This is a genomic window from Streptosporangium sp. NBC_01639 (assembly GCF_045209755.1).
In the GTDB taxonomy this organism is placed as follows: Bacteria; Actinomycetota; Actinomycetes; order Streptosporangiales; family Streptosporangiaceae; genus Streptosporangium.
The window spans coordinates 53,128-79,413 of the sequence record NZ_CP109272.1 but is presented as its reverse complement, the minus strand read 5'-3'; the positions used below and the strand labels follow the sequence as shown (position 1 = coordinate 79,413).

Sequence of the window (26,286 nt, the reverse complement as noted above, 5' to 3'; positions counted from 1 at the left end):
ATATTGATGCTTGTCCATGTATCAATTAATTGGTAGGGTGCGAGTATGCGGAAGATGGGGAGCGGCAATGCGTGAGGTGGCCCAGCCGGCGACCGAGGCGATCCGACTGGCGGAGGTCCTGCGGGCGCTGGCGGATCCGGTGCGGCTGGAGATCGTCCAGCGGCTCGATCAGACTGGGCAGGAGAACTGCACCGCGCTCGGGGGTGAGATCGATGTTCATCAATCGACGTTGTCGCACCACTACCGGGTGCTGCGTGAGGCGGGCGTGACATGGACCACCGTGCAGGGCCGGTCCCGGCTGGTGCGGTTGCGCCGCGACGATCTCGACGCGCTGTTCCCCGGCCTGCTCGACTCCGTGCTGGCCGGACAGGCCCGCATGCGCGCGACCGCGACCATCGGCGCTAACGAGCCGACTTAGGCACGGTCGGCGTCATCAGCGCGGCCGCGGATCAGCCGGGTGAATGTCCGCTGGAGGTCGGAATCCTCAGGAACGGGGTTGTCAGGCCGGGGTGGAGGCCGACAGCAGGGTGAGCGCGGCGCGGCGGGCGTGCTCACCCGTACCGGCCGCGCCGAGGTGTTCGGCGACGACGGTCGCGCCCTCGACCAGCATGAGCAACTGCCGGGCCAGGACGTGCGGATCGGCGGCTCCGGCACGGGTGGCGATGCCGGTGAGGAGTTCGAGGTAGCGACCCAGGTGGCGCGCGGTGATGGCGCGTACGGCCTCGACATGGTGCTGGGCGGCCGCGTTCACCATCGCACAGCCGCGGAAAACCGGCTCGTCGTACCACTGCCGGAGGGCGTCGAACACCGCCGCGAGCTGGTCGGTGGGATCGTCTCCGGCTGCCGCGACGGCATCGGCCAGCCAGGTCGCCACCCGCTCGCTCCGGGCCTCCAGCATGGCCTGTACGAGCCCGTCCTTGGTGCCGAAGTGCCGGTAGAGCGTCTCTTTGGACACCCCGATGCCGGCGCACAACTCGGTGACGCCGACGCCGTCGAGGCCGCGCTCATACAGCACCAGGGTGGCCGCCTCCAGGATCGTGGCGCGGGTGCGTGCTGGGTCGATCGTCGAGCCTTTGGCGACTGGCATGCGATAGATGGTACCGATTGGTTCGATCGGCTGCTAGCGTTTCGGATCGTAACGATCGGTTCGATCTTTGGAGCATGTGATGACAGACCCGCTCGCCGCCGACCCCCCGAGCGATCGTGAATTTCCGGCCACCACGCCCGCGCTGACCTTCGACAGCGGCGGAGCGACTCTGCGAGGGGTCCTGCACGTGCCGGCAGGCCGGGGGCCGCACCCGGTCGTCGTACTGCTGCACGGGTTCCCTGGTAACGAACGCAACTTCGATCTCGCACAGGTGCTGCGCCGCGCGGGCTACGCGTCATTGGTGTTCCACTACCGCGGATCGTGGGGAGTCGGTGGCTCGTGGTCGTGGTCTCACGTACTCGAGGACACGGCGGCGGTCGTGGCCGGTATGCGCGACCATGAACTGGCGGCCGCCTACCGGTTCGACCCCCGGCGATTGATGGTGGTCGGCCATAGCCTCGGCGGGTTCGCCGCGCTGATGACCGCGGCGGCGGACCCGTCGATCGCCGCGGTCGCCTCGGTGGCCGGGTTCGACTTCGGTGCGGTGACGGCGCTCTGTCGTGACGACCCAGGTCTGCGGGCCGGCTATGTCGAAGCATTCGAGGGCGAGCTCGGCCCACTCCGGGGCACCAGCGGGGAGGCACTCGTCGACGAGATGGAGGCAGCCGGGGAAACGTGGGGGCTGACCCGCCTCGCACCGCTGCTCGCGGACCGCCCGGTACTCCTGGTCGGCACCAGCCTGGACGCCGTGACCCCGCACGACGTGCACCACGAACCGGTCGTCCGGGCGTACCAGGCGGAGCCCGTGAAAGAGCTTGAACACCACGTGTTCGCGACCGACCACTCTCTGTCGGACCACCGCGTGACGCTGGCGCGTACGGTCTTGAGCTTCCTCGAGCAGCACCGATGAGGCCACCGATGTGGCAGGCGGTACGGCTGGCTCTCGGCACCGCTTCGGCACTTGGACTCGCGCGCTTCGCGTACGGGTTACTCGTTCCGGCCATGCGTGAGGACCTCGGTTGGAGCCTGGCCGAAGCCGGGGCGATGAGCACCGCAAACGGGCTCGGCTACCTTCTCGGCGCGTTGGTGGCCGCGGTCGTCGTCCGCCGGCTGGGCACCGCCGCCGCCTTCCGCTGGGGCATGGTCCTCACGGCGGTGGCTCTGGCCGCCACCGCGATCAGCGATGACTACCTGGCGCTGCTGACCGCACGAGCCGTCGCCGGGGCGGCGGGGGCGGTGGTGTTCATCACCGGCGGTGTGATCGCATCGCGCATCGCGACCCGCGTCTCCTCCGGCGCGCCCATCACCGTCTACTTCGCCGGCACCGGGCTGGGCATCGTCTTCAGCGGCGCGACCATCCCGGCGCTGGAGGATCACTGGCACATTGCCTGGATCGGTCTGAGCGTCGCCGCCGGTCTGGCGACGGTGGTCAGCTGGACCGCCGCACGCACGGACGAGGACGCGCCGGCCGCCACCGCCGGGCGGGCACGGGTGCGTCCGGTCTGGCGAACCGCCCTGGCCTATGTGCTGTTCGCCACCGGTTACATCACCTACATCACCTTCTTGTCCGCCTATCTTGCCGACCGGCATGCGCCGATCACGCAGGTGGTGCTCGTCTGGACGTCGCTGGGCCTGGCCGTCATGGCGGCGCCCGCGCTGTGGAGCCGCCCGATCACCGACTGGCCCGGCGCCCGGGCCCTCGCCACATTGCTCGGCATCCTCAGCGCTGGAGCGGCGCTCGCCCTTGTGGCGCCCGCACCGCCGGTCATCCTCGCTTCCGCGATCATCTACGGGGCGACGTTCATGGGTGTTCCCGCGGCCGTCACCGCGCTCATCAGGGGCGACACCCCGCCCGCGGACTGGACGGCCACGTTGGCGGCCTTCACCATGCTGTTCGCGGCCGGTCAGACCGTCGGCCCCTGGATCGCCGGCATCCTCGCCGACCACACCTCGACCGAAGCCACGCTGGTGTGGACCGCGGTCCTGTGCGCCGTGGCGGCTGTGATCGCGGCGACGGTTCGCCGGCAGCATCCCGCACCGCCGACCACGGAGCGCGACCCGGCATCACCGAGACGGGGCGCCTGAGCCGGGTCCCGGTGAGTCGGCAGCTGCATGGCACCGAACCCGAGCCGCCGCACGCCGATCGCACCCCCGACGCGGAACGCGTCCGATGTCATGTGCCGGTTTCGCCTCTCACCCGAAGTCGATCATGGCAACAGCGTCGGTGATCGTCCAGATATTCCAGTGGAGGGCAGGCCCGTCAGGTCCCGGCACCGATCGGTCTGCAGCTGAATACCGGTCCGCTCGGGGACACCCGGTGTCGTACGAGCGGGGACGTGCGGCAAGAGCCGTCTGTCGGGGTGGGTGCTGCGGGCGCGGCCGGCGGCGGCGCGGATGGTGGGTCGCATCTCCGGTGCCGAGACGGTCGTGCTTGGTCAATCCGGCACAGCCGTTCGGACCGCCCGCGTTGAGGCGGGATCGGCCGTGCCGGATGAGAATCAAGTGAGAAGGTCACGGCGGAAATATAGGCGGGATCAGGAAGCCCATGGGGATGCCAGAGCCCAGGTCGTGCTGGTCGGGTAGCCGGTGCTCGTGTCGTGTGCTGAGCCGCCGTTGGCGGCGATCCACACCGCGAGGTCATGGTGGCGCAGGTAGCGGTTGCCGTAGTTGTACGCCTGCCAAGGCACTCCCTGGCCGCCGAATCCCGGCCGCTCCCCACGTAGGGACGAACAGGGGCTCACCATGCCTTCGCAGGGTGAGGGCCGGATTCAGCGGTAGCTTGATCGGCTCATTGGTCGTGGACCGGAATCGGCTCAGCCAGCGCGGCGCGTCCCGGAGGCGCGGGGAAGGGGTCGGCGAAGTACTGGGTCTCGTGCGTTACGAGACCATCGGTGATCTCCATGACGCTGAGCGAGTATGTGGGCACGCCGTCATAGGTGATCACGCATTCGCTCACCCAAAGGTCGCCGCGGCCCAGGATCCGGCGGACGGTGAAATGGCGTTCGGCCGGGTGCCCGCCGCGTTGTGCTTGGATCCTTGACCGGCCGCTGAAGCGCTCGCCCGACTGCGGGTAGTCCAAAATCGCGTCTGCGGCGTAGATCGCGTGCTCAGCGTCGACGTCCCCGCGTTCGGAGGCCTCCCAGTGCTGCCGGAGCCGAGCCCGGATATCGGCTTCAGGATCAATCGCGCTGCTCACCCGTTAGCTCCTCATGGTCAAAAGGAATATCGCCGGCTCGCACGCCAGATGTCACCCCTACCCTCCAGGTGGGTCGGAGCGTCGGTAAGAATCATGTCGTCCAGGCCCAATCGAGCAAGGGCATGCATCCAAAGTCGACATAAAGGTAGATATCGAGCACTGCAACCTGCAGAAACACGTCTGTGATCGTTGTTGTGTCGGACTTACCCCGCCATGTTCGAGCCGAATCTCTTCCTGTCGCGGCCTGGTTCGCCGCACTGTCTGAAACTCGGGTGCCGCCGTTGCCGGCGATTCATGCCTGGTTGTCGTAGTGGCGCAGGTATCGTGCCGGCCGGCAGGGTGAAGATGCCGAGCATCAGGGTGAGTGCCTTTCGGCGTACGGACACGGTGGTTCGCCTTCCTGCTGAGGACGCTGGGAGGCACAACCTGTCTCCTCTCACATCGCCGTACCTGACGAAGCGGATTTGTTGGCGTCAAGGTAAGCGGCCGGTGTAATCGGCTGTCACGTTGAGTTCTTAAGGGAGGGGCTTTTCGCGATAAGGCAAGATGGGCGAGCCCGTGCCGCTGAGTGGCGCTTTCGTCGCGACCTGATCGACGCGCCGGTTCCCAAAATTTGAGGCCGGGACTCATCATCTGAAATGATCAAAATAGCCACTGTCGCCCCTCGGTATCGCAGGAGAAATCTTGTTCAAGCATCGTGGTCTGACCTTGTCCGCAGCGCTTACCGCGCTGTTCGTGTGCGCCGCGGTTCCCGGCGCGGCGGCGGACAAGGAGACGGCTGATCCGACATATCCAGGGCCGATTTACCGCACGGTCACCGACAAAAGCGGGCTGCTGTCGTTACAGACCAACGGACGGCCGGATGGGCGGGATATGGTCTTCCGGATCTCGGGATCCGTTTACGCCAATATCGAGGGCAACACTTACGACCCGCAGCTGCGCCATGGCCAGAAACTGTTCAACATCGAGGGCTACAACATCCGTCGGCTGTACCGGGTACCCGGCACCACGCAGCTCTACCAGCTCTCCCGCGAGATCGTCTTCTACACCGACCCCGCCGACCCCACGAAGATCCTGCGGGAGTGGAAGAACCCGATCGACCTTCGGACCTACCCCGTCGTCCCCATCAACAACGACACGGTGAACTTCGGCCCGTTCAACGTCACCCCCTCCTACGCCGGCCCGCCACTGCGGCAGATGCACGATGAGACTGCGTGGACCAGTGACATCCCGGTTCGCACGGACCTCCGCCTCGCGTTGGGCGAGTCGTTCGGCCTGGTGAACGGCGTCTACGCGGCTCAGGAGATGTTCGACTTCTCCGTCGACGCCCGCGAGATGGCGGTCCGCACCATTACGGGCACCGTCCCCAAAGGTGCTATGAAGACCAAGATCAGCTGGTCGAGAACGAGCCCGTGGGCGCCGTTCATGTGCCTGCCGGAGACCGGCGTCCGCGGGCAGCTCACCTACCACGCCCGCAGTTGGTCGCTGCCGTCCTACCTTGACCTTGAGCCGTGGCTGCGTGCGGAGATCGACGCCGCCTATCCGCTTTTCAAAGCCGCTCCCACCGCGCCCGGCCCGAGCGAGAACTCCTGGACCTCCTTCTACAACAAGCAGTTGGGTAAGGGGGCCACCACATGGACCGGCTGGTGCGCCGCCAACGGAAAGGCGTAATGACCATGATCAGGCCGAGATCCCTGCTCTGCGGGTGTTCCCCGGCGGGCGGACGGGGTCGTCAGGCGGCTCCGGCCAGGCCCCGCACGATCAGCCCCAGGCCGAGCGCGACGACGATGGCGGCGGTGCCGATCGGGGCGAGGGAGGACAGGCGGGCCGCCAGGCCGTTCCCCTTCACCGCCATGCGGTCGAGCCGTCCCGCCAGCCTGACCAAGAGCAGGCCGGTGGCGGTCAGCGTGCCCGCCATCCCGACACCGTAGGCGAACACCAATGCGATCCCGAACCAGGTGCGGCCGAGCGCGATGGCGCCGAGCAGGACGACGAGCGCCGAGGGGCTGGGCACCATGCCTCCCGCCACCCCCATCCCCACCAGCCCGCGCCGCGAGCGCGCAGCCCGCTCGGCTTGGGCGGGCGTTTCCCGGTCCAGCAGCGCCGTCGCGACGGCTTCACGGGCCGGATGCGTGTGGCCGTGCGCAGAGCCATCGCCCTCATGGCCGAAATGGCTGAAACGGCTGGAGCGCTGGTCATGTCCCTGAGCGGAAGGCATGTCCTCACGTCCGTGCCCGTGCCCGTGCCCGTGCCCGTGCCCGTGCCCGTGCCCGAATAGATCATGTCCGGAGGAGGCATCGCCGCGGTGCGCGCGCCAGGCCGACCGCAGGAGACCCGCGCCGATGACGGTGATCAGCAGACCGCTCGCCAGACCGAGCCAGCCGAGCACGCTCTCCCCGGTGAGGGTGGAGAAAGCGCTCAGCAACAGGCCGACCACGAGGACGCCCAGTGTGTGGGTGGCCGTCACGGTGGCGCCGACGACCAGCGCGTCGCGTGGGCGGCCGCTGCGCCCGGCGAGGTAGGCGGCCATGATGGTTTTACCGTGGCCCGGGATGAGGGCATGGCCTGCGCCGAGCACCGCGGACAGCAGTACGGCGAGCAGGCCCAGCGGTGCGGTGAGCGACTCGGCGGCGACCAGCCCGGTGAACAGGCGGTCCAGTGCGGCCAGCACGTCTGCGACGGGCCCGTTCCAGATCAGCGGCAGGGCGATCGCCGTGGAACCGGTCCCCGGGGTCACCGTCAGTTCCGCCGTGCGCTGGTTGAGCGGGCCGGCCAGCAGGTCGTCAGGGTAGGCCCGCAGCTCCCGGCTCGTACTGGTGCTCGGCACGGACGACCGCACCAGTCGTATCCCTCCGGAGGACACTGCGGTGATCTCTCGCCAGCCCAGCCGGTCGGCCAGGAAGTCGTCGCCGAAGCTGACCGTTCCGTTCCCGGCGCGCACCCGGGAGGTCGGGGTCTCGGCGGCGGGGGCTGCGGGAGCGGCGGGTGTCCGGAGCGCTTCCGCAGTGGCGGTCAGGCGACACTCCAGGCGACTGGTCTGCAGGCCGCCCTGGCCGGGCTCGTAGGTGAAGGCGGTTTCGAAGACCCGCCATGGCGTCGCGGTTCCGTTCACCGTCAGATGCTGCGCGATGGCGAGTTCGGTGCACCGGGCGGTGCCGTAGGACGACCGCTCGGCCGGTGAGACCGTTCCCGACCGGTCGGCGTCCACCGTGGAGCGGGCCTGGAGGGTGGGCAGTTCGGCGCTGTCTACGACCGCGAGGTTCTCCACCCGGTCCGGGGTGATCCGCAGGCCGTTGTAGTGGTTGACGGTGAAGTTGCCCAGCGGGTGCGCCACCTGGGCGAAGGCGGGTACGGCGGGCAGCACGAGCGCCGCCCCCACCGCCAAACCGGAGACGGTCATGACGACCGCCGTCCGGGAGGTCTTTGCTCGCATCATGAGAACCTCGCCAAGGCGGGAAGGTCGGGGGAGAAGGCGGGGTCGGCATCGCGGGCCCGTGCGGCCGACTTCTTGGACTCCGCGCTCAGGCCGAGTGAGCGTTCGATCTCGGCGCGGTGGTGGTGGAGCAGGGCGTTGCGCCAGCCGGTGGCGGTGGCCTTGCGCGCGTAGGGCAGGGCCTGCCGGTCGCGGCCGTCGCGGTGCAGGGCCCAGGCCAGGGCGTCGGCGGCGACCACGTTGGGGTTGCGGGCGTATTCGGCCTCGGCGTGGTCGACGGCCCGCGCCGCAGAGCCGTGGTCGGCCTCGAACTCGGCCCAGGTCAAGTCGTCCCCGACCCCGGCCGCCTTCATCAGCTCCCGCTGGGCGCGCAGTAGCGCCCACTGCTCGGCGGGATCCTTTCCCGCCGCCGACAGCACCTCGCCGTACTCGATGACGTACTGGGCCAGGGGCAGCCGCCCGACCACGGCGGCGTAGCGCCCGGCGGCCTCGTCCAGCCGGCCGTCGAGCGCCGCGGCCCTGGCGGTCCCGGCCAGGGCCGGGGCGAAGTCGGGGGCGGCCTGCAGCGCGAGACGGTACTGCTCGGTGGCGCCGGGCAGGTCGCCGGAGTGCAGGGCCAGCTCGCCCAGGTAGTGGCGGCAGTAGGCGACGTCGGCGGGGGAGACGGCGTCGTCGAGAGCGTGCTCCAGCATGCGGCGCGCCGCCGTGCGATCCCCTCGGAGTTCGGCGTCGTAGGAGGCCCGGGTGAAGGACGCGACGCCGGGGCGCAGCTCCATCAGCCTGTCGATCGCCCGCGTGGCCTCGCCGTAGCGGCCGAGTTGGGTGTAGGCGTCGGCCAGCACCGCTTGGGCGCCCTGACCGTAGGGGTTGGCGGCCTGCGACAGCTTGGCCAGCCGTACGGCCTCGGTGAAGTCGTGGCGGCCGGCGGCGAGCGCTGCTTGGCCGGTCAGCGCGGCGAAGTTGCCGGGGCTCAGCGCGGCGGATCTGGCCAGCGCCTGCTCGGCCTTCGGATAGAAGGACGGGTCGGCGCTCAGGCGTGCCTGCTGGACGTAGGCCGAACCGAGCTGCGCCCAGGCCTGATGGTCGCCGGGCAGCCGCCGGAGCCGGGTGGTCAGCGCCTGGATCGCACCGGTGAGAGAGACGGCCGAGACCGGGGTCTCGACCAGCTGGAGCGGGGCGCCGGCGACCGGCGGCGTTCGATCACCGGGGATCAGGGCCGCTCCTGCGGTCAGTGCCGCCGCCAGGGCCAGCACGCCCGCGGCGAGCCGGGCTTTTGCGGATGTCTTCATGGTGATTGCTCCAGAGCCGGTGCGGGACCCGGAAGGACCGGGTCCCGCGGTGTCGGGTCAGCTCTCGTTGACCGAGGTGTCGCCGGGCAGCGGGATGTAGGGGAACCGCGTGCCGAGCGGCTTGTCGTTCTGGTTCACCTTGTCGCCGGTCGCCAGCGCGTCGACGAGCTTGCCGCTCTGGGCGGCGCCGGCCATCGCCTGCAGGGCGATGTCGATGACGTCGTCGCCGAGGCGGCGGCCGTTCGGGAAGCCCTGCAGGTCGCCGGCGAGCACGCCGAGCCGATCCGGTTCGGCTGCGGGCGCGATGGCCATGTTCAGCCGCAGCATCTCCGACGGGCGCAGCTTCCCGGCGTCCTTGTTGAGACTCTGGGAGTTGAGGTCGGCCTTGATCGGGCCGTTGGTCCTGGCGATGCCGGTCAGGAAGATCTCGACCAGGTCGGCCCGGGGGGTCCTGGGCGCCTTGAGACCGTAGATGGCCGCAAGGAGACGCGGGACCTCCGGGTGGGTGACGCGTTTGACGACGGCGGCGACGTCGGCGTCCTGGTACGGGGGCAGCGCGTTGAAGGTGTCTTTCAGCCCGGCCGGGACCACGACCTCGTTGACCAGCGGCTGGCCCAGGCGGGAGACCTGGACGTAGCCCTTCGGGCTCCACTTGTCCACGGTGGACCAGACGCCGATGACCGGGTTGCGGCCGGCGTCGCCTTTCAGCGCGACCTCGTTCTTGGGCACCTGCAGGGCCAGGCTGTGCACGTTGTAGCCCTTGAGAGTGTCCTGGCCGACTTCGGACAGGTTGCCGCCGTAGAGCAGGTCGAAGACCCGCAGATCGGCGAAGAACGCCTCGTCGGCCTGGCCGGCGAAGGCCTTCCCACCGCCGGGCAGAGCCTTGATCGACTGGGTGCGCAGCGACCCGTAGTCGGGCATCGAGGCAGCGCCGGTGTTACTCGGGGCCACCACCCCGTCCTCGACCAGGGTCCGCGTCCCGTTGTGGGTGATCTTCTTGAGCGTGTAGCGCTGCCGGAACAGCAGGTTCTTGTCGTTCAGCGAGGTGATCGGGCCGTTGTCGTACAGGAAGGTGGCCGTGCCGCGCTTGTCCTCGTTGCGGAACGTCCACTGGTAGACGGTGTCGGGCTTCGCGTCACCGTCGCTGTCGATCTTGATGTTGTAGCGGGAATCGGTGTCGAACTGGTAGAAGTTCGGCCCGCCGTTCGGTTCTTCGAACGGGATGAAGTTGGCCATCAGGGTAACGGTGTCGGGCCTGTCCGGGCTGACGAAGGCGTACACGTCGGTGTTGTCGTTGCGGGGGTCACCCGCGATCATGGGCGCCTCGCGGTGTGAGGACGCCACGCCGGTCTCCGCTCTGAGCAGGGCGAACGAGGAGGCGGTGAGTGCTCCCGCGACACCGATGCCGATCAGGGCGCGCCGATTGATTCGGAGCTCCATGTGCCAGTTGGTCCTTTCGGCTGCCGGTCACGGGTGCGACCGGTCTGTGAGTTGTGGGGGAGAAGCATCCGGCCGGATTCCTCAGCCCCTATTCGCCGCTGGACCGCCCTTGGATTGGTCGATTTTTTCGGACCGCGAATCATCGCAAGATGAGGGGAAAATTCAGTGATCGGTCTTGTTGAAGCGCTGATGTGCCGTGAGGTTGGTGGGGTGGATCTCGCGCACCCGCGACAGACCAAGCGGGTGCGCGCACCCCGCAGCGGTGCGCCGGCCGTCGACGGCCGGCGCACCGCCTTCGACATCCATGCCGGCCTCGATGACGTACGGCGAGCCGCCGGCCGAACCGCCGACCACCTGAACTCCTGACCGATCCTGGCGGCACCGGCCAATCCACACGCCGCACCGCTCCGAAGGAACAGCGAAGCGCGTTGTGCGCGCATGGCAGGGAGAACGCCTGACATCGTCCCCTCCTTGAAGGAAGGGGATTCCCACGGGATGTCCACGCTCAAGGAGATGCGATGAAGCCCAAAGGGGTGCCGAGACCGGCGGAAGGCCGCGACTTTTCCCAGAGCGGCCTGGGAGACCTGCTCGAACACGTGGCGCGCGGGGATCGCGTCGCCTTCGAACGGGTCTACGACCTGATCGCCGGTCCCGTCTACGGGCTGGTCCTGCGCGTGCTGCGCGACCCCGCCCAGAGCGAGGAGGTCGCCCAGGAAGTCCTCGTCGAGGTGTGGCGCAACGCCGCCCGCTACGAACGCGTCCGCGGCTCGGCGACGGCCTGGGTCATGACGATCGCCCACCGCCGCGCCGTCGACCGGATCCGTTCCGCCCAAGCCGCCGTCGACCGTGAGGACCGCGTGGCCAGGCTGGAGGTGCACCGCCCTTTCGACGAGGTCGCCGAATCGGTGGAGACCCGCCTGGAACGCGAACGGCTACGCCGCTGCCTGGCCGGGCTCACCGAACTGCAACACCAATCCGTCACCTTCGCCTATTACGGCGGATACTCCTACCGTGAAGTCGCCGAACTGTTGAAGGTGCCGCTGGCGACGGTGAAGACCCGGATGCGTGACGGGTTGATCCGCATGCGCGACTGCTTGGGGGTGGAACGATGAACGACGCCGAAGAGGGCCGCGACCCGCACACACTGGCCGGCGCCTACGTCCTGGACGCCCTCGATGTCCCTGCCGACTGGCTGCGCTTCGAAGAGCACCTGAGCCGCTGCGCCGAGTGCGCACAAGAGGTACGTGGTCTGGCTGAGACCGCCGCCAGGCTCGGCCACGCCGTCGCCGCCGATCCGCCGCCGGTACTGCGCGAGCGAGTGATGGCCCAGCTCGATCACGTCCGTCAGCTGCCGCCGTCCGTCTCCGCGCATGCGCACGGTGCACGGAGTGGGGCCCCGTGGTGGCCCCGTCTCGCGGCGGGCCTGGCCGCCGCGGGCCTGGCCGCCGCCGTGCTGCTGGGCCTGATCGCGGTCCGCGCCCAGGAGCAGCTGGAGCAGCTCCGGCAGCGCGACCGGCAGATCTCCACCGTCCTGGCCGCCCCCGACGTCCGCACCCTCACCGTGACCGCGCAGCAGGGCGGTACCGCCACCGTGGCGTTCTCCCGTGCGGAGGGAAAGCTGGTGTTCCTGGCCGGCGGGCTGGCCGCCCTCCCCGACAGCAGCACCTACCAGCTGTGGCAGATCGGACCTGCGGGCATCCGCTCGGCCGGGCTGATGCGTCCCGACGACTCCGGCCACACCCCGCCCATCGTTACCGCCCCCGCCGCGGCTACCACCCGGCTCGGTGTCACCGTCGAACCCGAAGGCGGTTCCGCCCAGCCCACCGCCGAGCCCCTGCTCCTGGTCGACCTGCCCGCCGCCTGAGCCACGACAGCTCCACAGCACGGCCACCCATCAGGGTCCTGGCGGGTGGCTGTGCGGTCCGGGCTTCGGCGGCGCAGCGGCGAGGCCGGCTGACACGAGATTCCGGACAACGGTTTTAAGATCGAGAAGCTGGCAGGTGGCGGAGCGGGGCATCAGCTCGGCGGCGGGGAAGAAGTCAGGTGGTCGCGCATACCGTTCAGGATGGTGGACAGGCCGTGTTCGAAGGTCTCCTCGCCCTGCGGGTGGCCGCTCTGCGCGATGGCCTCGAACAGGGCCGGGTGGTCGGCGAACCAGTGGCGGGCCTGTTCGAGATCGTCCTGTGGTGGGCCTGCGGATTGTGCCTGTTCTTCCAGCACGAATCCGGTGACGTAGTGGCCCAGGGTGAACAGGCCGCGCAGCGCCTCGCGCGGTGGAAATCCGGCGCGCCGGAGGGACTCCAGTGCGGTCTGGAACATCGGCAACGTGCTGGGGCCGGGGCGGGCGCCGACGAACAGCCGGGCGGCGTCGCGGTGGGCGTTGAGCATGCGCCGCTGGTTGCGCATGCGGTCGGCGAGCCAGTCCTGCCAGGGCTCGCCCTCGGCCAGGGGCCGTAGCGGGATCTCCCGGGTCAGCGCGTCGGCCATCTCATCCAGCAGCTCCTGCTTGTTGGCGAAGTGCCAGTACAGCGCTGGCGCCTGCACGCCGAGCTCACCGGCCAGGCGGCGCAGGGTCAGCTGGTCCAGACCGACCTCGTCCAGCAGTTGCAGCGCGGTGGCGATGATCCTGCCGCGGTCCAGTTTCATGTTGACAGCTTAACAACGTTCAGTACATCCTTAACGTCGTTAAATGAAACGGTGTTAAGGAGACTGTGATGGACCACGTCGACGTGCTGATCGTCGGTGCCGGGCCGACCGGGCTGACCTTGGCCTGCGACCTGACCCGCCGCGGCATCAGCTGCCGGATCATCGAACGGAGCCCCACTCCCCAGGTCGGCTCCCGGGGCTTCACCCTCAAGCCGCGCAGCCTGGAGGTTTTCGATGACCTCGGTGTCGCGGACCGCGTCACCGCCGCCGCCCAGGTGCAGTCCCGGACCCGCTTCCATCTGGGCCGGCCGCTGCTGTTCGACCTACGGGTCCCGCCCGCCCCGCCCAGCCGGCGGCGCCCCTACCCCAATTCGCTGGCCATCCCCGAATGGCGGACCGAAGCCGTCTTGCGCGAGCGGCTGACCGAGCTGGGCGGTGCCGTCGAGTTCGGCTCCCGGCTGGTCGACTTCCACTGCGACGATGACCAGGCGGTGACCGCGACCCTGCAATGTGACGACACCACCGAGACCGTGCACGCCTCCTACCTGGTCGGCGCGGACGGCGGCCGCAGCACCGTCCGCCGCCGCCTGGGCCTGGATTTTTCCGGCGCCACCCACGACGGCACCCGCGCACTGATCGCCGACGTGCACATCGACGGACTGAACCACCGCGATGCGGTGCATTTCTGGATGGCCGCCAACGGGCACATCCTGGTGCTGCGGCCCACCCCCCACACCCCGACCTGGCAGGCCGTGGCCTCACTGGCCCCCGACGCGCACGGTGTCTGGCCCGAAGCCTCGCTGCAATACCTGCAGCAGGCGATCACCGAACGCACCGGCCGCACGGACATCCGCCTGAGCGACCCGACCTGGCTGTCGGTCTGGCGCTACAACCTGCGCATGGTCGACACCTACCGCGTCGGCCGCGTCTTCCTGGCCGGCGACGCCGCTCACGTGCACAGCCCGTTCGGCGGCTTCGGCATGAACACCGGCATCCAGGATGCCTACAATCTCGGCTGGAAACTCGCCCTGGTCCTCCGCGGCGCCGCCGACGAGCACCTGCTCGACACCTACCAAACCGAACGACTGCCCGTCGCCCGTGCCATCCTGGCCGAAAGCGACAAGCGCTTCGCCGCCGCCACCCCACCGGCCATCATCCGGCCACTGCTGCGCTTCATCGTCAAGTCGTCCTTCGCCCGCCAGCAGATCAACGACCGAAACGACCACCCCACCTACCGCACCAGCCCGCTGAGCCTGAACCTGACCGGGCGCCGCAGCCGTCTACGCGCCGGTGACGTCGCCCCCGACGCCCCACTCCGACTCGCCCCCGACGCCCCTCGCATCCGGCTGGTCGACCTGTTCCGCGGGCCGCACTTCACCATCTTGACCTTCGGCCCCCGTCACGCCCAGGCAGTCGAGCACGCCACCCGCGACCTCGCCGACCACCTGCACGCCTACACCGTCACCGCATCACGACAGCAGCCTCCCACCGGCGCCACGGCCCTGATCGACGCCGAAGGTCACATCCGCCGCACCTACGGTGCTCGCGAGGGCACCCTGATCGTCGTGCGACCCGACGGCTACATCGGACTCATCGCACACCACGCCACGGACCGGACCCTGCGCGACTACCTCGCCCAAGTCCACCTACGCCCCACCTCACAGCGACCCCTCGTGCCGCCGCCTCACAATGACGAACCCACCCGCCAATCGATCTGAACCCCTTCAAGCTGACCATTCTGAAGTGCTCCGAACCTTCCGGACAGCGAGGTGACCTCAGCAAGATCGACTCGGGCCTTTGGTGCTTGGTGATGTCGGAGCGGTACCGGCAGAGCCGAACCAGGATGGATCGCAATGCCCCTGAAACAGGCGTGGATTTTTCGGTGGAAGAGGTCTCACCACAAGCTTCTTCAGTCTAGAAAGCCCCACGTGATCACTTAACCCGTCACGCTCGACGTCCCTCGGGAGCTGGTTCGCCATCTTTCCATGCCGGCGGTCGAACGCCGCCTTACCTCTCTGGTGCGGGCGTCGCCGTATACGCCTATCGGTCACGGTGACGACCCGAGCCGGTTTCACATGCCTGTGAGTAGGGTTCGTACGGCGGCGATGGTTTCGGGCGCTGCCTTGTCCGGTGAGCCACTGTCGAACGGCGGCTGGGGGTCGTATTCAAGAGAGAGTTGGATCACTTTGGCCGTCGGCTCGCCCCACAGGCGAGCTGCAAGGGTCAAAGCCATGTCGATGCCGGCCGAAACACCGGCGCAGGTGATCACGTCCTTGTCGATGACCACACGTTCGGTGCTGACGATGGCGCCGTACGCGGCAAGGACGTCCCGTACCGCCCAATGGGTGGTCGCCGGGCGGCCGGCCAGGATGCCCGCCTTGGCCAGCAGTGTGGAACCCGAACAGACCGATACGGTGGTGCACCCCGCCGTGGGGCAGGTGGCGGCCAGCCAGGCGATGAGAGTCTCATTCTCCAGAGCCCTGTGCCAGCGTGAACTGCCGGGAACGACGATGAGTTCGGGCTGCGGCATCTCGTCGAAGCCGACGTCGGCCTGGAGTGTGAGCCCGTTGTCACAGCGCACGCCGCCGGCCTGCGCGGCAACGAAGTAAGGTCTCACCTGCGGGTGGCCGGCCAGCACTTCGTAGGGGCCGATGATGTCGAGAGCGGTCATCTGGTCATAAAGAATGAATGCCACATCCATCACAAATATCTCCTCATTGGGCTTGCGTCCTGGTAAGCGCCGCTCCGGAAAGGTGCGGCGAAGTCAGAGCACCACGGTGGTGCCGGTGAAGCGGTCGCGGTAGGCGCTGGGCGGCACGCCGATCTCCCTGATGAACGCCCGGCGCATACTCTCGGAGCTCCCGAAACCGGATCGCCGGGCGATACTCTCCACGCCATCGGGGCCGATCTCCAGCAGGACCCGAGCCGTCTCGACACGGGCCCGCTCCACATACCGGCCCGGGGTCATGCCGACCTGGCGGGTGAACAAGCGGCTGACGTGACGCTCGCTCACCGAGAGCCGCTCGGCCAGCGCCGCGACCGAGTGGTCAGCCGCCGGGTCGGCGGCAATCTCTCCGAGCAGCCGACGGAGCATCTCATCGCCCGGCGGACGGGCTCGCGACCACATGCTGAACTGCGACTGCCCTCCCGGCCTCTGCAGAAAAACCACCAGCCATCTGGCCACCCTGCGGGCCAGGTCCGCCCCGTGATCCTCTTCGATGAGCGCCAGCGCCAGATCCAGCCCGGCTGTGACCCCGGCCGAAGTGCCGACCCCCGCGTCACGGACGAAGATCGCATCCGGCTCCACGGTCACCGCTGGGTAGGTCTCGGCCAGCGCGGCGCAGTACGCCCAGTGTGTCGTGGCCCGCCGTCCGTCCAGCAGGCCGGCCTCTGCCAGCACGAAAGCCCCCGTGCACACCGAGACGGTCCGGCGGGCTCCAGCAGACAACCGCCGCACCTGATCGACCAGTTCGCGGTCACCGACCGCATCGGCGTAGCCCCAGCCACCCGCCACGAGCAGCGTGTCCAGCCCGCCCTCCACCTGTGCCAGATCGGTTTCAACGCCCAGGCGTACGCCGGACGACGTCACCACGTCCCGGCCGTCGAGCGAGGCCAACCGCACCCGATACGAGCCCGGCATGACCCGAGTCGCTCCGTCGAACGCCTCCAGCGGCCCGGCGACATCCAGCAACTGGACACCGTCGTAGACCACCACCAGCACCTCAGCGTCGTTCATGGATCGAGCCTGCAGCAGTCGATGTGATGTCCGCAATGACATGCACCCCACTAATACCGACATGAGTGAAGTCAGGGGATGTTACACAGAGCTATTGATCAGTCTCAACGGGTCCGTCCACTGCAACGCGGCGGATTCGTGCCCGACAGCCGTGGTCGGGTGAATGTGCCGCGATAGCTGTACCGATGGTGCCGGGCGCGGGGGAGAGGCGCCGGGCACTTCCGGACCTACCTGAACTCTGTACGGCCGGCTGGAGCCGGACATGGGCGGCACCTGGACCTGGGAATCGACGGCATCGGCGAGGGACGCGGTGCTCAGGGCCGCGGCGCGTGCCCAGCGGCGAACGAGGACGTCACTCGCCTACCCGGCCGGGGCGCCGTTGAAGCTCGGCCCACCAGGGGCGAAGCGGCTGGAGGTGGGGCATCGGGTCATCGGTTTCGGGTCTGGTAGGCCTCTCGGCTGGCCTCGATGTGCGAGACGTGCTCGATGGCCCAGCCGGCGAGGGCCAGTGCGGGTGAAATGAGGCTCTTGCCGGTGGGGGTCAGCGCGTATTCGACCCGTGGCGGGACCTCGGCGTGCGCCGTCCGGGAGACCAGGCCGTCGCGTTCGAGGTTCCGGAGCGTCAGGGTCAGCATGCGCTGGGAGATCCCGATGATCTGCTGGTGCAGGTCGGTGAAGCGCAGGCTTCCCTGATCGAGGGTCGCCACGATCAGCAACGTCCACTTGTTGCAGATGTGGTCGAGGATGGCGCGGATCGTCCGTCCGCCATCCCCTCGGATCATGCAGGTGTGCTCGTACTCCGACATGGCAGCCTCCTGCCTATAAGGCACATGCATGTGCCTTTTGTAAGGCCTTCAATAGTGACGCATCATGAGGCTGCTTACGACTGGTAACCATCGTGGCCGGCGCCACGTCACTAGCTTCCGAGGTGTCCTTCGTGGAGATTTCCTACTGGATCGTCGCGGCGCTCCTGGCCGCTTTCTACCTTTATGCCGGAGGCAAGAAGATCACCCAGAGTCAGGAGCAGCTCCAGCCGATGATGGGCTGGGTCGACACCGTTCCCATGCCGCTCGTCCGCTTGATCGGAGTCTTGGAAGTCCTCGGCGCGGCCGGTCTGATCCTGCCGCCGCTGACCGGGATCGCGTCCTGGCTCGCCATCGCCGCGGCGATCGGTCTCGTCCTGATCCAGATCGGCGGCATCGCGGTCCACCTGAGCCGCGGCGAGGTCCGGCAGATCGGACTCAACATCGCCCTCCTGGCCGCCGCCGCAGCAACTGCCTGGCTCGGCACCATCTGGCTCTGAACCGTCTGTCCAACGTCGTCATGACGTCGTCGGGCGCGAAGCGGCGGTGCGACAGCTGGAGGCATCATGATGAGAATCGCCTGGCCCACGCTGCGCACCCGGTGGCTGTCCTTTACCGGCCACTTCGTCGCCCTGGCGCCCGGTGCGGCTCTGACGGCCGCGCCCGGTCAAGAGCCGGCCTCCAGCAGCTCCTCGCCCGGGGGACGGTCCTGCTCTGCGGATTCTTCGGCGTGCTCCAGGAAGGTGCGGACCTCCGCGGCCTCCGGAACACCGAGCTCCCCGTAGAGGGCGAGAGCCAGTCGCCCATGCTCGCAAGCCTGCTCCGAGTGCCCGAGTGCCAGGTGGGCACGCGCCAGTCCATCGTGAGCACGCGCCTGCTCCGGCCGGTTGCGGGCCAGGTCGGCGAGCGCGAGCGCGGCCGTGTGCTCCTCGACCGACCGCGCCGGGTCGCCCGCCGCCTCGGCCAGCCCGTTGAGCGCGGCCGCCTCGTCGGCGGTGTTGCCGAGCTTGCGGTAGAGAGCCGCGGCCTGTTCGTGGCGGGTGCGTGCCTGAGCGAGCTCGCCCTGGTGCCGGAGGACGACGCCGAGGTGGTCGAGGATCACCGCCTCCCCGGCCGGGTTGCCGACCTTGCGGTGCAGCGCCAGTGCCAGGTCGAGATGGCGCCGGGCCTCCTTCGGACGGTCGGCCCGGTCGAGGACGAGGGCGAGGATGCCGAGCACGTGGGCCTCGCCCCAGGTGTCGGCGCCGATCCGGGTGAGGTCGAGTGCCTGCTTGAGGTACTGCTCCGCCTGCGTGTCCTGCCGCCGGCGCAGGGCCACGTTCCCCAGCGTGAGCAGTGCCCTGGCCCGTTCATACGGCTCCTTGCACACCTCCAGAGCCTGGCCGGCGTGCTCCTCCGCGCGCTCGTACTCGCCGAGTCGCCAGTAGGTCCACGCCAGGTCGCTGAGCGCCTGTACCTCGAAGTCGCGGCGGGCGTGGCCGAGCTTGCGTGCGCGCTGGAGCGCCAGGGTCTGCAGCGTGAGCGCGTCGTCGTGGTGTGCCTGCCGGTCGAGGTAGGGGCGCATCGCCAGGGCAAGCATGCCCACGCAGATCTCGGGTCCGTGGACGGCGGTCGCGATGATGTTGGAGCGTTCGGCGTCCAGCCAGGTGATCGCCTGTTCGGCGTTACGGATCGGCGGGATCGGGGTGGTCGGCTGCGGGATGCCTTCGCGGTGGCTGAGGCTGTCGGGGAAGAGCCGATCCACGGCGGCGCGGGAGCGGTGCAGGTAGTAGGTGAGCAGTTGCAGGACCGGGACGGTGCCGTCGTCCTCGGCGATCGAGCGGGCGTGCTCGCGGAGCAGGTCGTGGAAGGTGTATCGGCCCGGTTCGAGCTGCAGGAGCATGTGGGCGTCGAGGAGGCCTTCGAGGATCTCTTCGGCCTCCTCCTCCGAGATCCCCGCCAGCGCGGCCGCGCCGTAGGGGTCGATGTCGCGGCCGGGCACCAGCCCGAGCAGGCGGAACATGCGCTGCTCGGTTTCATGGAGGTGCTCGTAGGAGAGGGCGAAGGCCGCCGATACCCCGTCCAGGAGCCGGCGATGGTCCCGCAGCCGGCCCGCCAGGTAGGACACGGTCCAGCGCGGGCGGTGCTGGAGGCGGGCAGCTGAGATCCGGATGGCGAGGGGGAGGTGCCCGCACAGCTGCAGCACCTCGCGTACGGCGTCCGGCTCGTGACGAGCGCGTTCGCCCACGATCCGGGCGAACAGCCCGGCGGCGTCCTGTTCGCCCAGCACGTCGACCGACAGCGCGTGGGCGCCGTCCAGGTCGACGAGCCGCCGCCTGCTGGTGATCAGGACGAGGGTCTCGGAGTGCCCCGGCAGCAGGGGGCGCACGTGGTCGGCGTCGAAGGCGTTGTCCAGTACGGCGAGCACGCGGCGATCGGCCAGTTCGGCGCGCCACAGGGCGCTTCGCTCGCCCGGTGTGACCGGGATGCGGTCGGCGGGCACCCCGAGCTGGCGCAGCAGGGCCTCCAGCGCGGCTGCGGTGTCGACCGGCTCCCGGCCTGCGGTGTGGGCCTGCAGGTCGAGGAAGAGCCGGCCGTCCGGATAGCGGGCAGCCAGCCGGTGGGCCACATGGACGGCGAGTGTGGTCTTGCCGATCCCGGGCATGCCGTCGATCGTGACGACCGCCGACTCGTGGTGCCCGCCCGCGAGCCGCTCCAGCTCAGCGGTCCGTCCGGAGAAATCGGGAATGTCGTAGGGCAGGAAGGAGCGCCGTGTCGCCGCGGGCCGCGGAGGCTCAGCCTGCTGTGCGGCGTCGGCCAGGCGTAGCGCCGGATCGTCGGCCAGGACCGCCCGCTCCAGCTCGGTGAAGGCGTGCCCGGGGTCAAGGCCCTGCTCGTCCGCGAGAGCCGTACGGTAAGAACGCGCCGCGGCCAGGGCGTCGGCTTGCCGCCCCGCCCGGTGCAGAGCCAGGACGAGGTGGCCGTTGAGCTTCTCGCGGAGCGGGTCGGCGGTCACCTGGGCGGCGAGCTCGTCGAGCAGATCGCTGTGCCGCCCGGCGGCGAGCTCGCCCTCCACCAGGCGCTCGTAGGCCGACAGCCGCCGGTCGTTCCAGAGCTCCCGGACGCCGGTGACGTACTGCGCGTGCACGTCCTCCAGTGCCTCGCCGCTCCACAGGTCCAGGGCTTTTCGCAGCTCATTGGTGGCTACCAGCTCGGTGAACTCCTGCGCGTCTACCTGACCGGGCTCCGGCTGTGCGACGTAGCCGCCGGCCCGCGTCTCGAGGAGCCGTACGGCTCCCGCGCTACGCAGTACCTTGCGGATCGCGGTGATCGAGGCATGGATCTGTGAGCGGGCGGTGTCGGGCCGGTCGTAGCCCCACATCGCGTCGATCAGCCGCTCGATGCTGATCACCCGGCCGGCATTGAGCAGGAGGTAGGCCAGCACAGCCCGGTGACGTGGGGCGATGCCCGTCAGCGGCTCGTCGTCGACGATCAGCTGGACGGGGCCGAGCAGGGTGAAGCGCAGCATCGTTCCTCTGTCACATCGCATCGTGGGCGCATAGCGAATGTATCAAGCAGGGCAGTCAATCTGATTTCACACGAACCGCAACCGGAGGAGAAGCACGATGGAAGCCCGGATGAAGAACCCCGCCACGATCATCCCCGCCGCGCAGAAGCCGATCTTCGAGCTGATGCAGGCCGCTCAGTCGCAGGGACTGCCCCAGGAGCTGATGGAGATGATCCACCTGCGGGTCAGCCAGATCAACGGCTGCAGCTTCTGCGTCGACACCGGCTACAAGAACCTGCGCAAGATCGGCGAGAGCGACGAGCGTATCGGCCTGGTGGTCGCCTGGCGCGAGGCTCCGTACTACACCGACGCCGAGCGGGCCGCGCTGGAGCTGGCCGAGGCCGCCACCCGGCTGGCCGACCACACCGACGCCGTCTCCGACGAGGTCTGGAACAACGCCGCCGACCACTTCGACGAGCAGCAGCTGGCCTCGATCCTGCTGATGACCGCCGTCACCAACCTCTTCAACCGGCTGAACGCCCCGATCCGGCAGGTCGCCGGCAGCTGGTAGGCCCCGACCCCCACACACGGAAGGAGACACCGACATGTCCGTCGTCCGCTCGCACCGCTACTCCGTCGCCGACGCCGACCTGGAGGAGTTCCTGGCCCGCCGGAGCTCGCTGATCGCGACCGTCCGGGAGGGGCATCCCGGGCTCACCCACGCCGTGCTGATCCAGCTCGAGGACGGCACCTACACCGACACCTGGCACTGGGAGAGCGCCGAGCAGATGGGCGCCGCGCTCGCCGCCCTCCCCACCTTCCCGGAGGCGCCGTTGACCATGGCTCTCATCAAGGACGCCACCGCCCTGGACGGTCAGGTCGTCGACGAGCACTGAGACCCGATGATCTCGACGCAACCTTCGAGCGGGTACGGGCATCCGGCGCCGAGCCGCTCTGGTAGGCGATGACGACGAGTTGGGTGTGGACGTGGGCGTTGAATTCGGTCATGGCGCGTCAGCTCCGCCCGGGTCGGCTCGCTAACGCCCTGGCCGTTCCATTGTCGCTAAGGCCCGATGACCGCCGCCAACGCCGCATGGGTGGCGTTTGACTCTCAGCACCTCCTGATTTTCCCGCTCCGCCGCGGGTTCAAGAAGGAACGCGAATCGCGAGCAACGTAATATCATCATCTTGCTCATAACCGGCCAGAATCCGATCTGTCAGGAAATCAAGGAGCATATGCGGGCTTCCGATAACTTCTAATGGGGCCTCAGCTACAACAGAGCAAAGCTCCGCGAGTCCGGCATCCAGTCCACGTTTGCGGTTTTCGACGAGGCCATCCGAGTACAGGACGGCGGTGTGGCCGGGCGGGATGGAGAACCGGAACTGCCGACGGCTCACCGGCCAGCCGAGCGGGGTGCTCGGTTCCTCCTCGCACAGCAGCGGCACCCCCTGCGGCGAGACCAGCAGCGGCGGCGGGTGGCCGGCCAGTGCCAGCGTGCCCTCTCCCGTTCCGGGTTCGACGACCAGGTAGGCGAGGGTGGTGATCTGCTCTTCCCCCTCGATGTTCTCGAACACGCGGTCCAGGCCGGCGAGGACCGCGGCGGGCGGCGGGTCGGTCAGCGCCAGGGCCCGTATGGCGTTGCGGATACGGCCCATTCCGGCTGCGGCCTTGACGCCCTTGCCCATGACGTCGCCGACGACCGCCGCGACCCGGCCGTCCTGCAGCACGAACGCGTCGTACCAGTCACCGCCGACCTGCACGTGGCGGCTTCCCGAGCGGAAGCGCTGAGCCAGCACGAGGCCGCGCACCACCGGCAGGCGGTCGGGCAGCAGGCTGCGCTGGAGCGTCTCGGCGGTGCGGTGCTCACGCTCGAACAAGGTGGCCCGTTCGACGGCCAGCGCGCACTGGCCGGCGAGCGCCTCCAGGAACACGCCGTCTTCCTGGGAGATCTTCTGCGAGCGGGTGAAGGAGAACCGCAGCGCGCCGAGCGCGCGCCCCGCGGCCAGCAGCGGCAGGCCGACCCAGGCCCGCTCATCGCTGAGGGCGACGAAGTCGTCGATCGCCGCCTCGTCGCCTCCGGCGTCCACGAGCTGAGCCTTCAGGCTCTCCGGCGACTCGGCGAAGAACGGACGGCGGCTGTTCACCGCCATGGTCATCACGTTGGAGTGCGACAGCGGGATCTCCTCGCCCGGCGCGCCGGGAACATCCGGGATGCCACCGCTGCTGACCAGCTTCAGCACGGCCCGGTCGACGTCGAACAGCGCCACCGCCGAACGGTCCGCAGCCAGGGCTATACGGCCTACATCGATGATGACCTGAACCACCTGCTCGACAGTGAGCGCCTCAGCGAGCATCGCCGTAGCGCCCTGGAGCCGCGCCGTCCGCAGCATGGCGGCGCCGAGCTGGTCGGTCAGCCGGCCGCGCATCCCCTCGGCCTCGCGCTGCGAGGCGACATCGGTGTCGACGGGAAACTCACCCCGGGCTCTCTGCTGGGTCTCCAACCGGTCGAGAAGGTCTGCGAGGTCCTGGACGCGGTGTTCTGCTTGGCGGACTCGGTCGCGACCCAGGTCCAGTTCCCGGGCCAGGGAGGCGATCTCCTCGTGGTATCGAGTGCGGTCGTGATCCCACGCAGCACGGAGACCCTCGGCCTCGATGCGTAGGTCCTGAAGAGTCCGGGTGCGTTCTGTGAGCTGATGCTCCAGGGTCTGGGCGTAGCGTTCAGCCTCCTTCCAGCTCGTGACCGCGATCTCCAGCGCGTCGCTGACCTTCCGGACCCGATACTCGTGAGGGTGGGCAGCCTGGAGGGCGGCCATCTGAAGATCGACCAGGTACGCGCGCACTTCATCGGTCACCGAGGCACCCGCACTCGCGCGCATGGTCAGAATCCTGTCGAGGAACCAGCGGTCGGCGGGCACGCGCTTGCCGTTCAAGTACCGGGATACGGTGCCCTTGTCGATCGGGTGAAGCCGGCAGAACAGGCTGATCGACATGTTCAGGGCGGTGAACTGAGCTCGCAGCTCTCCTGCCCAGGCCCCTACCTGAGGACTGAGCTCCGGGCTCAACGGCGCTAACTCGACTGGACGGCGGGCGATCTCGCTCACCCGCACATCATCGCCGTCCCAGACCTTTTTCGTGACGAACCGCAGCCATCGCCAGCGTTGCCACATGTCTGCAACCCCCGCACACGGTCGTTGCAGCGCGGCGCAACCCCCTTGGCGTCTGGCTTTCTGGAACCGAGCATTTTGCACCCGCCTCGCCGCTGTGCGGCGATATGAACAGAGAGGGATCCTCGTGCGTCGCCCGGTTCAGTCAACACCCACACTCCTGACCATTCGATCCGCCCTGGTCCTTGGTCTATCCCTGATCTTCGGTACGGCAGCCGGAGTTCTCACCTACTCGGTCACCGGTTCGGTCGCCGGAGCGATCCTGGGCGCCGGCGCCGCGACAGCGGGCACGATCGGGCTGCTCAACCAGATCATCAGCGACATCGCCAACGATGGCTAGCCGTCTTTCCCATCGTGCCGGCGCTACGGGCCGTCCGGTCGACTTATTCGCCGACGGCGCCCAGGCAGGTGAGGAGGTACGGCGTGTGGCCTGGTGCGGGAGTGTCGGCCGGCCGGTCGCGCGGTTCCGCGCCCACAGGTATCCCGGCAGGGTCGTGTTCTCGTAGGGGATCGCCACCGCCTCGACCGGGGTGTCCATCAGGTCGGCCGCCGTGGCGAAGGTGTCGCGGGCGAGCGCTGAGAGCTCCTTGGCATCGGGGTCGTCGAACGGGTTGTCGCGCAGATAGAACTCGGCGGTGCGATAGTAGTTGGACGCCCGAAGCAGTGCTTCCCGGGCGCTGAGCCGGTGCCCTGCGGTGAGTGAGCTGCTGCCGAGCTCGTGCACGCGGGCCGCGGTGGCCTTCCACTCCCGATGCCAGGCGGCCTCATCCCCGTCGCTGATGGCCCGTGCGGTCACCAGGACCTCGTCCAGGTCGGCGCCGCCGTCCTGAAGGAACAGGTGGGCGGTGCGCGTCGAAACAAGGTCGCGGCGATCCTTCACCGCGCCGTCGAACGCGGCGAACTGTCTCCCGACACGGCCGCCTCCGATGCCGGGAAGGCGATCTTGCCGTAGAAGACGTCTGTCGTCGGGTGCGCCGTGAACTCGAAGGCGGTCACGATCCCGGAATTGCCGCCGCCACCGCGAATCGCCCAGAACAGCTCCGGGTTCTCCTCCACGCTTGCATGCACGAGCTCTCCGTTGGCGGTGACCACCTCTGCGGCGGCCACGTTGTCCAGGGCCAGGCCGTATTTTCGGACCTTCCAGCCGATGCCGCCGGTCAATGTCAGCCCACCGACACCGACGCTCTTGGTGTCACCCGAGGAGATCGCCAGACCATACGGGGCCAGGGCGTCCGCGACCTGACCCCAGGTGGCGCCGCCGCCGATCCGCACGAGGTGACGTTCGTCGTCGATGACCTCCACGTTCGCGAGGTTGCTGAGGTCGATCACGACGCCGTCGTCGTTGGTGCCGAAGCCCGCAAAGCCATGGCCGCCGCCTCGTACGGACAGCGAAAGCCCTGCGTCGGCAGCGAATCCGACACCCGCCTGCACGTCCCCGACGCTCTTGGGCCGCAGAACATAGGCCGGACTACCCGAAACCAACACCGAGCGACTGGCCGATTCGTAATCCGCTCCGCCCGGTTCGATGATGTCGCCGCCGAAGTCACGGCGAAGGATTTCAAGCGCTGAGCTCATGACATTCCTTCCACACGGGAGAATCCTCGTTATCCGAACTGGCCGGGCTGGTAGTGCCGCAGCCGTTGATCTGACTGGCGCGGAGCATCACCAGGTCCTGGGTCGCGGTCGGCAGCATCGAGCCATCGATGATCACTTTGCTCGCCGAGGCGAAGTACTTCATGGACTTGGCTGCGAGCGGGCTGCCGAAGAGGTTCAAGCGGGGTTCCATGACGCCTTCCCTTGTGTTGCCGCGTGTTGCGCTGAACGAACACAAGATGCCGACGAGCCGATCCTTGTGACAGCGCGGTTATGTGACGTGTGCCATAGACCGGTGGCTCCATCGGTGGTATCCGACATGCCGCTGCTCCCGACGCCGCCCTGGGGTCACGTCGTTCGGCAGCGGGCAGCAAGGATCGGCTACCGTCTCGATGTCACAGAACGGCGGGG

The 26,286-nt window shown here is 68.7% G+C and carries 26 protein-coding genes; 10 read left to right on the top strand and 16 right to left on the bottom strand.

Annotated features, from left to right (window positions below):
* The first annotated feature begins 67 nt into the window (after positions 1-67).
* Positions 68-418, top strand: coding sequence for an ArsR/SmtB family transcription factor (locus OHA77_RS00415; protein ID WP_406315209.1), 351 nt, complete (start codon positions 68-70; stop codon positions 416-418).
* An 81-nt stretch (positions 419-499) separates the two neighbouring features.
* Here the strand turns inward: OHA77_RS00415 and OHA77_RS00410 are convergent, their stop codons facing one another.
* Positions 500-1,087 (bottom strand): TetR/AcrR family transcriptional regulator, encoded by a 588-nt coding sequence (locus OHA77_RS00410; RefSeq protein ID WP_406315208.1) that lies wholly within the window; start codon positions 1,085-1,087, stop codon positions 500-502.
* A gap of 79 nt (positions 1,088-1,166) precedes the next feature.
* Between OHA77_RS00410 and OHA77_RS00405 the strand changes: the two genes are divergently transcribed.
* Together OHA77_RS00405 and OHA77_RS00400 are read left to right on the top strand one after the other, a co-directional pair.
* Complete coding sequence (locus OHA77_RS00405) at positions 1,167-1,997, top strand: alpha/beta hydrolase family protein (protein WP_406315205.1); 831 nt, start codon at positions 1,167-1,169, stop codon at positions 1,995-1,997.
* A complete protein-coding gene (locus OHA77_RS00400; RefSeq protein WP_406315203.1) occupies positions 1,994-3,172 on the top strand; it encodes a YbfB/YjiJ family MFS transporter in 1,179 nt (392 codons plus the stop codon). Before OHA77_RS00405 ends, OHA77_RS00400 begins: the two co-directional genes overlap by 4 nt.
* A gap of 449 nt (positions 3,173-3,621) precedes the next feature.
* Here the strand turns inward: OHA77_RS00400 and OHA77_RS00395 are convergent, their stop codons facing one another.
* Together OHA77_RS00395 and OHA77_RS00390 are read right to left on the bottom strand one after the other, a co-directional pair.
* Positions 3,622-3,774 carry an AbfB domain-containing protein gene (locus tag OHA77_RS00395; RefSeq protein ID WP_406315202.1) on the bottom strand — a complete coding sequence of 51 codons (153 nt, stop codon included), beginning with the start codon at positions 3,772-3,774 and terminating at the stop codon, positions 3,622-3,624.
* A 101-nt stretch (positions 3,775-3,875) separates the two neighbouring features.
* Positions 3,876-4,283, bottom strand: coding sequence for a nuclear transport factor 2 family protein (locus OHA77_RS00390; RefSeq protein ID WP_406315200.1), 408 nt, complete (start codon positions 4,281-4,283; stop codon positions 3,876-3,878).
* A gap of 684 nt (positions 4,284-4,967) precedes the next feature.
* Here OHA77_RS00390 and OHA77_RS00385 point away from each other — a divergent pair.
* On the top strand, positions 4,968-5,954 hold the full coding sequence (locus tag OHA77_RS00385) for a DUF1838 family protein (RefSeq protein ID WP_406315198.1): 987 nt from the start codon (positions 4,968-4,970) through the stop codon (positions 5,952-5,954).
* 61 nt (positions 5,955-6,015) lie between these two features.
* Here the strand turns inward: OHA77_RS00385 and OHA77_RS00380 are convergent, their stop codons facing one another.
* From OHA77_RS00380 to OHA77_RS00365, 4 genes are all read right to left on the bottom strand, one after another.
* Positions 6,016-7,716 carry a nickel/cobalt transporter gene (locus tag OHA77_RS00380; protein ID WP_406315197.1) on the bottom strand — a complete coding sequence of 567 codons (1,701 nt, stop codon included), beginning with the start codon at positions 7,714-7,716 and terminating at the stop codon, positions 6,016-6,018.
* Complete coding sequence (locus OHA77_RS00375; RefSeq protein ID WP_406315196.1) at positions 7,716-9,005, bottom strand: tetratricopeptide repeat protein; 1,290 nt, start codon at positions 9,003-9,005, stop codon at positions 7,716-7,718. Before OHA77_RS00375 ends, OHA77_RS00380 begins: the two co-directional genes overlap by 1 nt.
* 57 nt (positions 9,006-9,062) lie before the next feature.
* A complete protein-coding gene (locus OHA77_RS00370; RefSeq protein WP_406315194.1) occupies positions 9,063-10,445 on the bottom strand; it encodes a DUF4331 domain-containing protein in 1,383 nt (460 codons plus the stop codon).
* Positions 10,446-10,607: 162 nt separating this feature from the next.
* Positions 10,608-10,799 carry a hypothetical protein gene (locus OHA77_RS00365; RefSeq protein ID WP_406315192.1) on the bottom strand — a complete coding sequence of 64 codons (192 nt, stop codon included), beginning with the start codon at positions 10,797-10,799 and terminating at the stop codon, positions 10,608-10,610.
* Between the two features lie 164 nt (positions 10,800-10,963).
* Here OHA77_RS00365 and sigK point away from each other — a divergent pair, with 164 nt between their 5' ends.
* Together sigK and OHA77_RS00355 are read left to right on the top strand one after the other, a co-directional pair.
* Positions 10,964-11,557, top strand: a complete 594-nt coding sequence (gene sigK, locus OHA77_RS00360) for an ECF RNA polymerase sigma factor SigK (protein WP_406315190.1) — start codon at positions 10,964-10,966, stop codon at positions 11,555-11,557.
* Positions 11,554-12,309 (top strand): anti-sigma factor domain-containing protein, encoded by a 756-nt coding sequence (locus OHA77_RS00355; protein WP_406315188.1) that lies wholly within the window; start codon positions 11,554-11,556, stop codon positions 12,307-12,309. The genes sigK and OHA77_RS00355 overlap by 4 nt, the downstream gene beginning before the upstream one ends.
* Positions 12,310-12,461: 152 nt before the next feature.
* On the opposite strand, the gene OHA77_RS00350 is transcribed toward OHA77_RS00355, so the two are convergent.
* Positions 12,462-13,091, bottom strand: coding sequence for a TetR/AcrR family transcriptional regulator C-terminal domain-containing protein (locus tag OHA77_RS00350; protein ID WP_406315186.1), 630 nt, complete (start codon positions 13,089-13,091; stop codon positions 12,462-12,464).
* Positions 13,092-13,159: 68 nt separating this feature from the next.
* Between OHA77_RS00350 and OHA77_RS00345 the strand changes: the two genes are divergently transcribed.
* Positions 13,160-14,809: an FAD-dependent monooxygenase gene (locus tag OHA77_RS00345; RefSeq protein ID WP_406315184.1), complete on the top strand. Its 1,650-nt coding sequence runs from the start codon at positions 13,160-13,162 to the stop codon at positions 14,807-14,809.
* Positions 14,810-15,162: 353 nt separating this feature from the next.
* On the opposite strand, the gene OHA77_RS00340 is transcribed toward OHA77_RS00345, so the two are convergent.
* The 3 genes from OHA77_RS00340 to OHA77_RS00330 form a co-directional block, all read right to left on the bottom strand.
* Positions 15,163-15,792, bottom strand: a complete 630-nt coding sequence (locus OHA77_RS00340) for a DJ-1/PfpI family protein (RefSeq protein ID WP_406315183.1) — start codon at positions 15,790-15,792, stop codon at positions 15,163-15,165.
* A 63-nt stretch (positions 15,793-15,855) separates the two neighbouring features.
* Positions 15,856-16,827: a GlxA family transcriptional regulator gene (locus OHA77_RS00335; protein WP_406315182.1), complete on the bottom strand. Its 972-nt coding sequence runs from the start codon at positions 16,825-16,827 to the stop codon at positions 15,856-15,858.
* Positions 16,828-17,255: 428 nt separating this feature from the next.
* Entirely contained in the window at positions 17,256-17,633 is a 378-nt protein-coding gene (locus tag OHA77_RS00330; RefSeq protein ID WP_326822688.1) for a helix-turn-helix domain-containing protein, read from the bottom strand.
* A gap of 131 nt (positions 17,634-17,764) precedes the next feature.
* Between OHA77_RS00330 and OHA77_RS00325 the strand changes: the two genes are divergently transcribed.
* The gene (locus tag OHA77_RS00325; RefSeq protein ID WP_406315180.1) at positions 17,765-18,130 is read left to right on the top strand and encodes a DoxX family protein; all 366 of its coding nucleotides are present in this window, start codon (positions 17,765-17,767) and stop codon (positions 18,128-18,130) included.
* Positions 18,131-18,297: 167 nt separating this feature from the next.
* Here the strand turns inward: OHA77_RS00325 and OHA77_RS00320 are convergent, their stop codons facing one another.
* The gene (locus tag OHA77_RS00320) at positions 18,298-21,138 is read right to left on the bottom strand and encodes a BTAD domain-containing putative transcriptional regulator (RefSeq protein WP_406315178.1); all 2,841 of its coding nucleotides are present in this window, start codon (positions 21,136-21,138) and stop codon (positions 18,298-18,300) included.
* A 97-nt stretch (positions 21,139-21,235) separates the two neighbouring features.
* Between OHA77_RS00320 and OHA77_RS00315 the strand changes: the two genes are divergently transcribed.
* Positions 21,236-21,688 carry a carboxymuconolactone decarboxylase family protein gene (locus OHA77_RS00315; protein ID WP_406315177.1) on the top strand — a complete coding sequence of 151 codons (453 nt, stop codon included), beginning with the start codon at positions 21,236-21,238 and terminating at the stop codon, positions 21,686-21,688.
* 34 nt (positions 21,689-21,722) lie between these two features.
* Positions 21,723-22,013 (top strand): hypothetical protein, encoded by a 291-nt coding sequence (locus OHA77_RS00310; protein ID WP_406315176.1) that lies wholly within the window; start codon positions 21,723-21,725, stop codon positions 22,011-22,013.
* Positions 22,014-22,263: 250 nt separating this feature from the next.
* Here OHA77_RS00310 and OHA77_RS00305 read toward each other — a convergent pair whose 3' ends face one another.
* The 4 genes from OHA77_RS00305 to OHA77_RS00290 all read right to left on the bottom strand — a co-directional run bounded on the left by OHA77_RS00305 (position 22,264) and on the right by OHA77_RS00290 (position 26,068).
* Complete coding sequence (locus OHA77_RS00305) at positions 22,264-24,285, bottom strand: SpoIIE family protein phosphatase (protein ID WP_406315175.1); 2,022 nt, start codon at positions 24,283-24,285, stop codon at positions 22,264-22,266.
* Between the two features lie 187 nt (positions 24,286-24,472).
* A complete protein-coding gene (locus OHA77_RS00300; RefSeq protein ID WP_406315174.1) occupies positions 24,473-25,162 on the bottom strand; it encodes a hypothetical protein in 690 nt (229 codons plus the stop codon).
* A complete protein-coding gene (locus OHA77_RS00295; RefSeq protein WP_406315172.1) occupies positions 25,159-25,857 on the bottom strand; it encodes an FAD-binding oxidoreductase in 699 nt (232 codons plus the stop codon). The genes OHA77_RS00300 and OHA77_RS00295 overlap by 4 nt, the downstream gene beginning before the upstream one ends.
* A complete protein-coding gene (locus OHA77_RS00290) occupies positions 25,841-26,068 on the bottom strand; it encodes a hypothetical protein (RefSeq protein WP_406315170.1) in 228 nt (75 codons plus the stop codon). The genes OHA77_RS00295 and OHA77_RS00290 overlap by 17 nt, the downstream gene beginning before the upstream one ends.
* Positions 26,069-26,286 lie beyond the last annotated feature (218 nt).

Bases quoted from the DNA above. Each gene is read 5' to 3' on its own strand.
- OHA77_RS00355 (WP_406315188.1), top strand. From the start codon at position 11,554: ATGAACGACGCCGAAGAGGGCCGCGACCCGCACACACTGGCCGGCGCC.
- OHA77_RS00410 (WP_406315208.1), bottom strand. From the start codon at position 1,087: ATGCCAGTCGCCAAAGGCTCGACGATCGACCCAGCACGCACCCGCGCC.
- OHA77_RS00380 (WP_406315197.1), bottom strand. From the start codon at position 7,716: ATGCGAGCAAAGACCTCCCGGACGGCGGTCGTCATGACCGTCTCCGGT.
- OHA77_RS00415 (WP_406315209.1), top strand. From the start codon at position 68: ATGCGTGAGGTGGCCCAGCCGGCGACCGAGGCGATCCGACTGGCGGAG.
- OHA77_RS00315 (WP_406315177.1), top strand. From the start codon at position 21,236: ATGGAAGCCCGGATGAAGAACCCCGCCACGATCATCCCCGCCGCGCAG.
- OHA77_RS00335 (WP_406315182.1), bottom strand. From the start codon at position 16,827: ATGAACGACGCTGAGGTGCTGGTGGTGGTCTACGACGGTGTCCAGTTG.
- OHA77_RS00310 (WP_406315176.1), top strand. From the start codon at position 21,723: ATGTCCGTCGTCCGCTCGCACCGCTACTCCGTCGCCGACGCCGACCTG.
- OHA77_RS00345 (WP_406315184.1), top strand. From the start codon at position 13,160: ATGGACCACGTCGACGTGCTGATCGTCGGTGCCGGGCCGACCGGGCTG.
- OHA77_RS00400 (WP_406315203.1), top strand. From the start codon at position 1,994: ATGAGGCCACCGATGTGGCAGGCGGTACGGCTGGCTCTCGGCACCGCT.
- OHA77_RS00320 (WP_406315178.1), bottom strand. From the start codon at position 21,138: ATGCTGCGCTTCACCCTGCTCGGCCCCGTCCAGCTGATCGTCGACGAC.
- OHA77_RS00340 (WP_406315183.1), bottom strand. From the start codon at position 15,792: ATGGATGTGGCATTCATTCTTTATGACCAGATGACCGCTCTCGACATC.
- OHA77_RS00375 (WP_406315196.1), bottom strand. From the start codon at position 9,005: ATGAAGACATCCGCAAAAGCCCGGCTCGCCGCGGGCGTGCTGGCCCTG.
- OHA77_RS00405 (WP_406315205.1), top strand. From the start codon at position 1,167: ATGACAGACCCGCTCGCCGCCGACCCCCCGAGCGATCGTGAATTTCCG.
- sigK (WP_406315190.1), top strand. From the start codon at position 10,964: ATGAAGCCCAAAGGGGTGCCGAGACCGGCGGAAGGCCGCGACTTTTCC.
- OHA77_RS00370 (WP_406315194.1), bottom strand. From the start codon at position 10,445: ATGGAGCTCCGAATCAATCGGCGCGCCCTGATCGGCATCGGTGTCGCG.
- OHA77_RS00330 (WP_326822688.1), bottom strand. From the start codon at position 17,633: ATGTCGGAGTACGAGCACACCTGCATGATCCGAGGGGATGGCGGACGG.
- OHA77_RS00295 (WP_406315172.1), bottom strand. From the start codon at position 25,857: ATGAGCTCAGCGCTTGAAATCCTTCGCCGTGACTTCGGCGGCGACATC.
- OHA77_RS00290 (WP_406315170.1), bottom strand. From the start codon at position 26,068: ATGGAACCCCGCTTGAACCTCTTCGGCAGCCCGCTCGCAGCCAAGTCC.
- OHA77_RS00350 (WP_406315186.1), bottom strand. From the start codon at position 13,091: ATGAAACTGGACCGCGGCAGGATCATCGCCACCGCGCTGCAACTGCTG.
- OHA77_RS00305 (WP_406315175.1), bottom strand. From the start codon at position 24,285: ATGTGGCAACGCTGGCGATGGCTGCGGTTCGTCACGAAAAAGGTCTGG.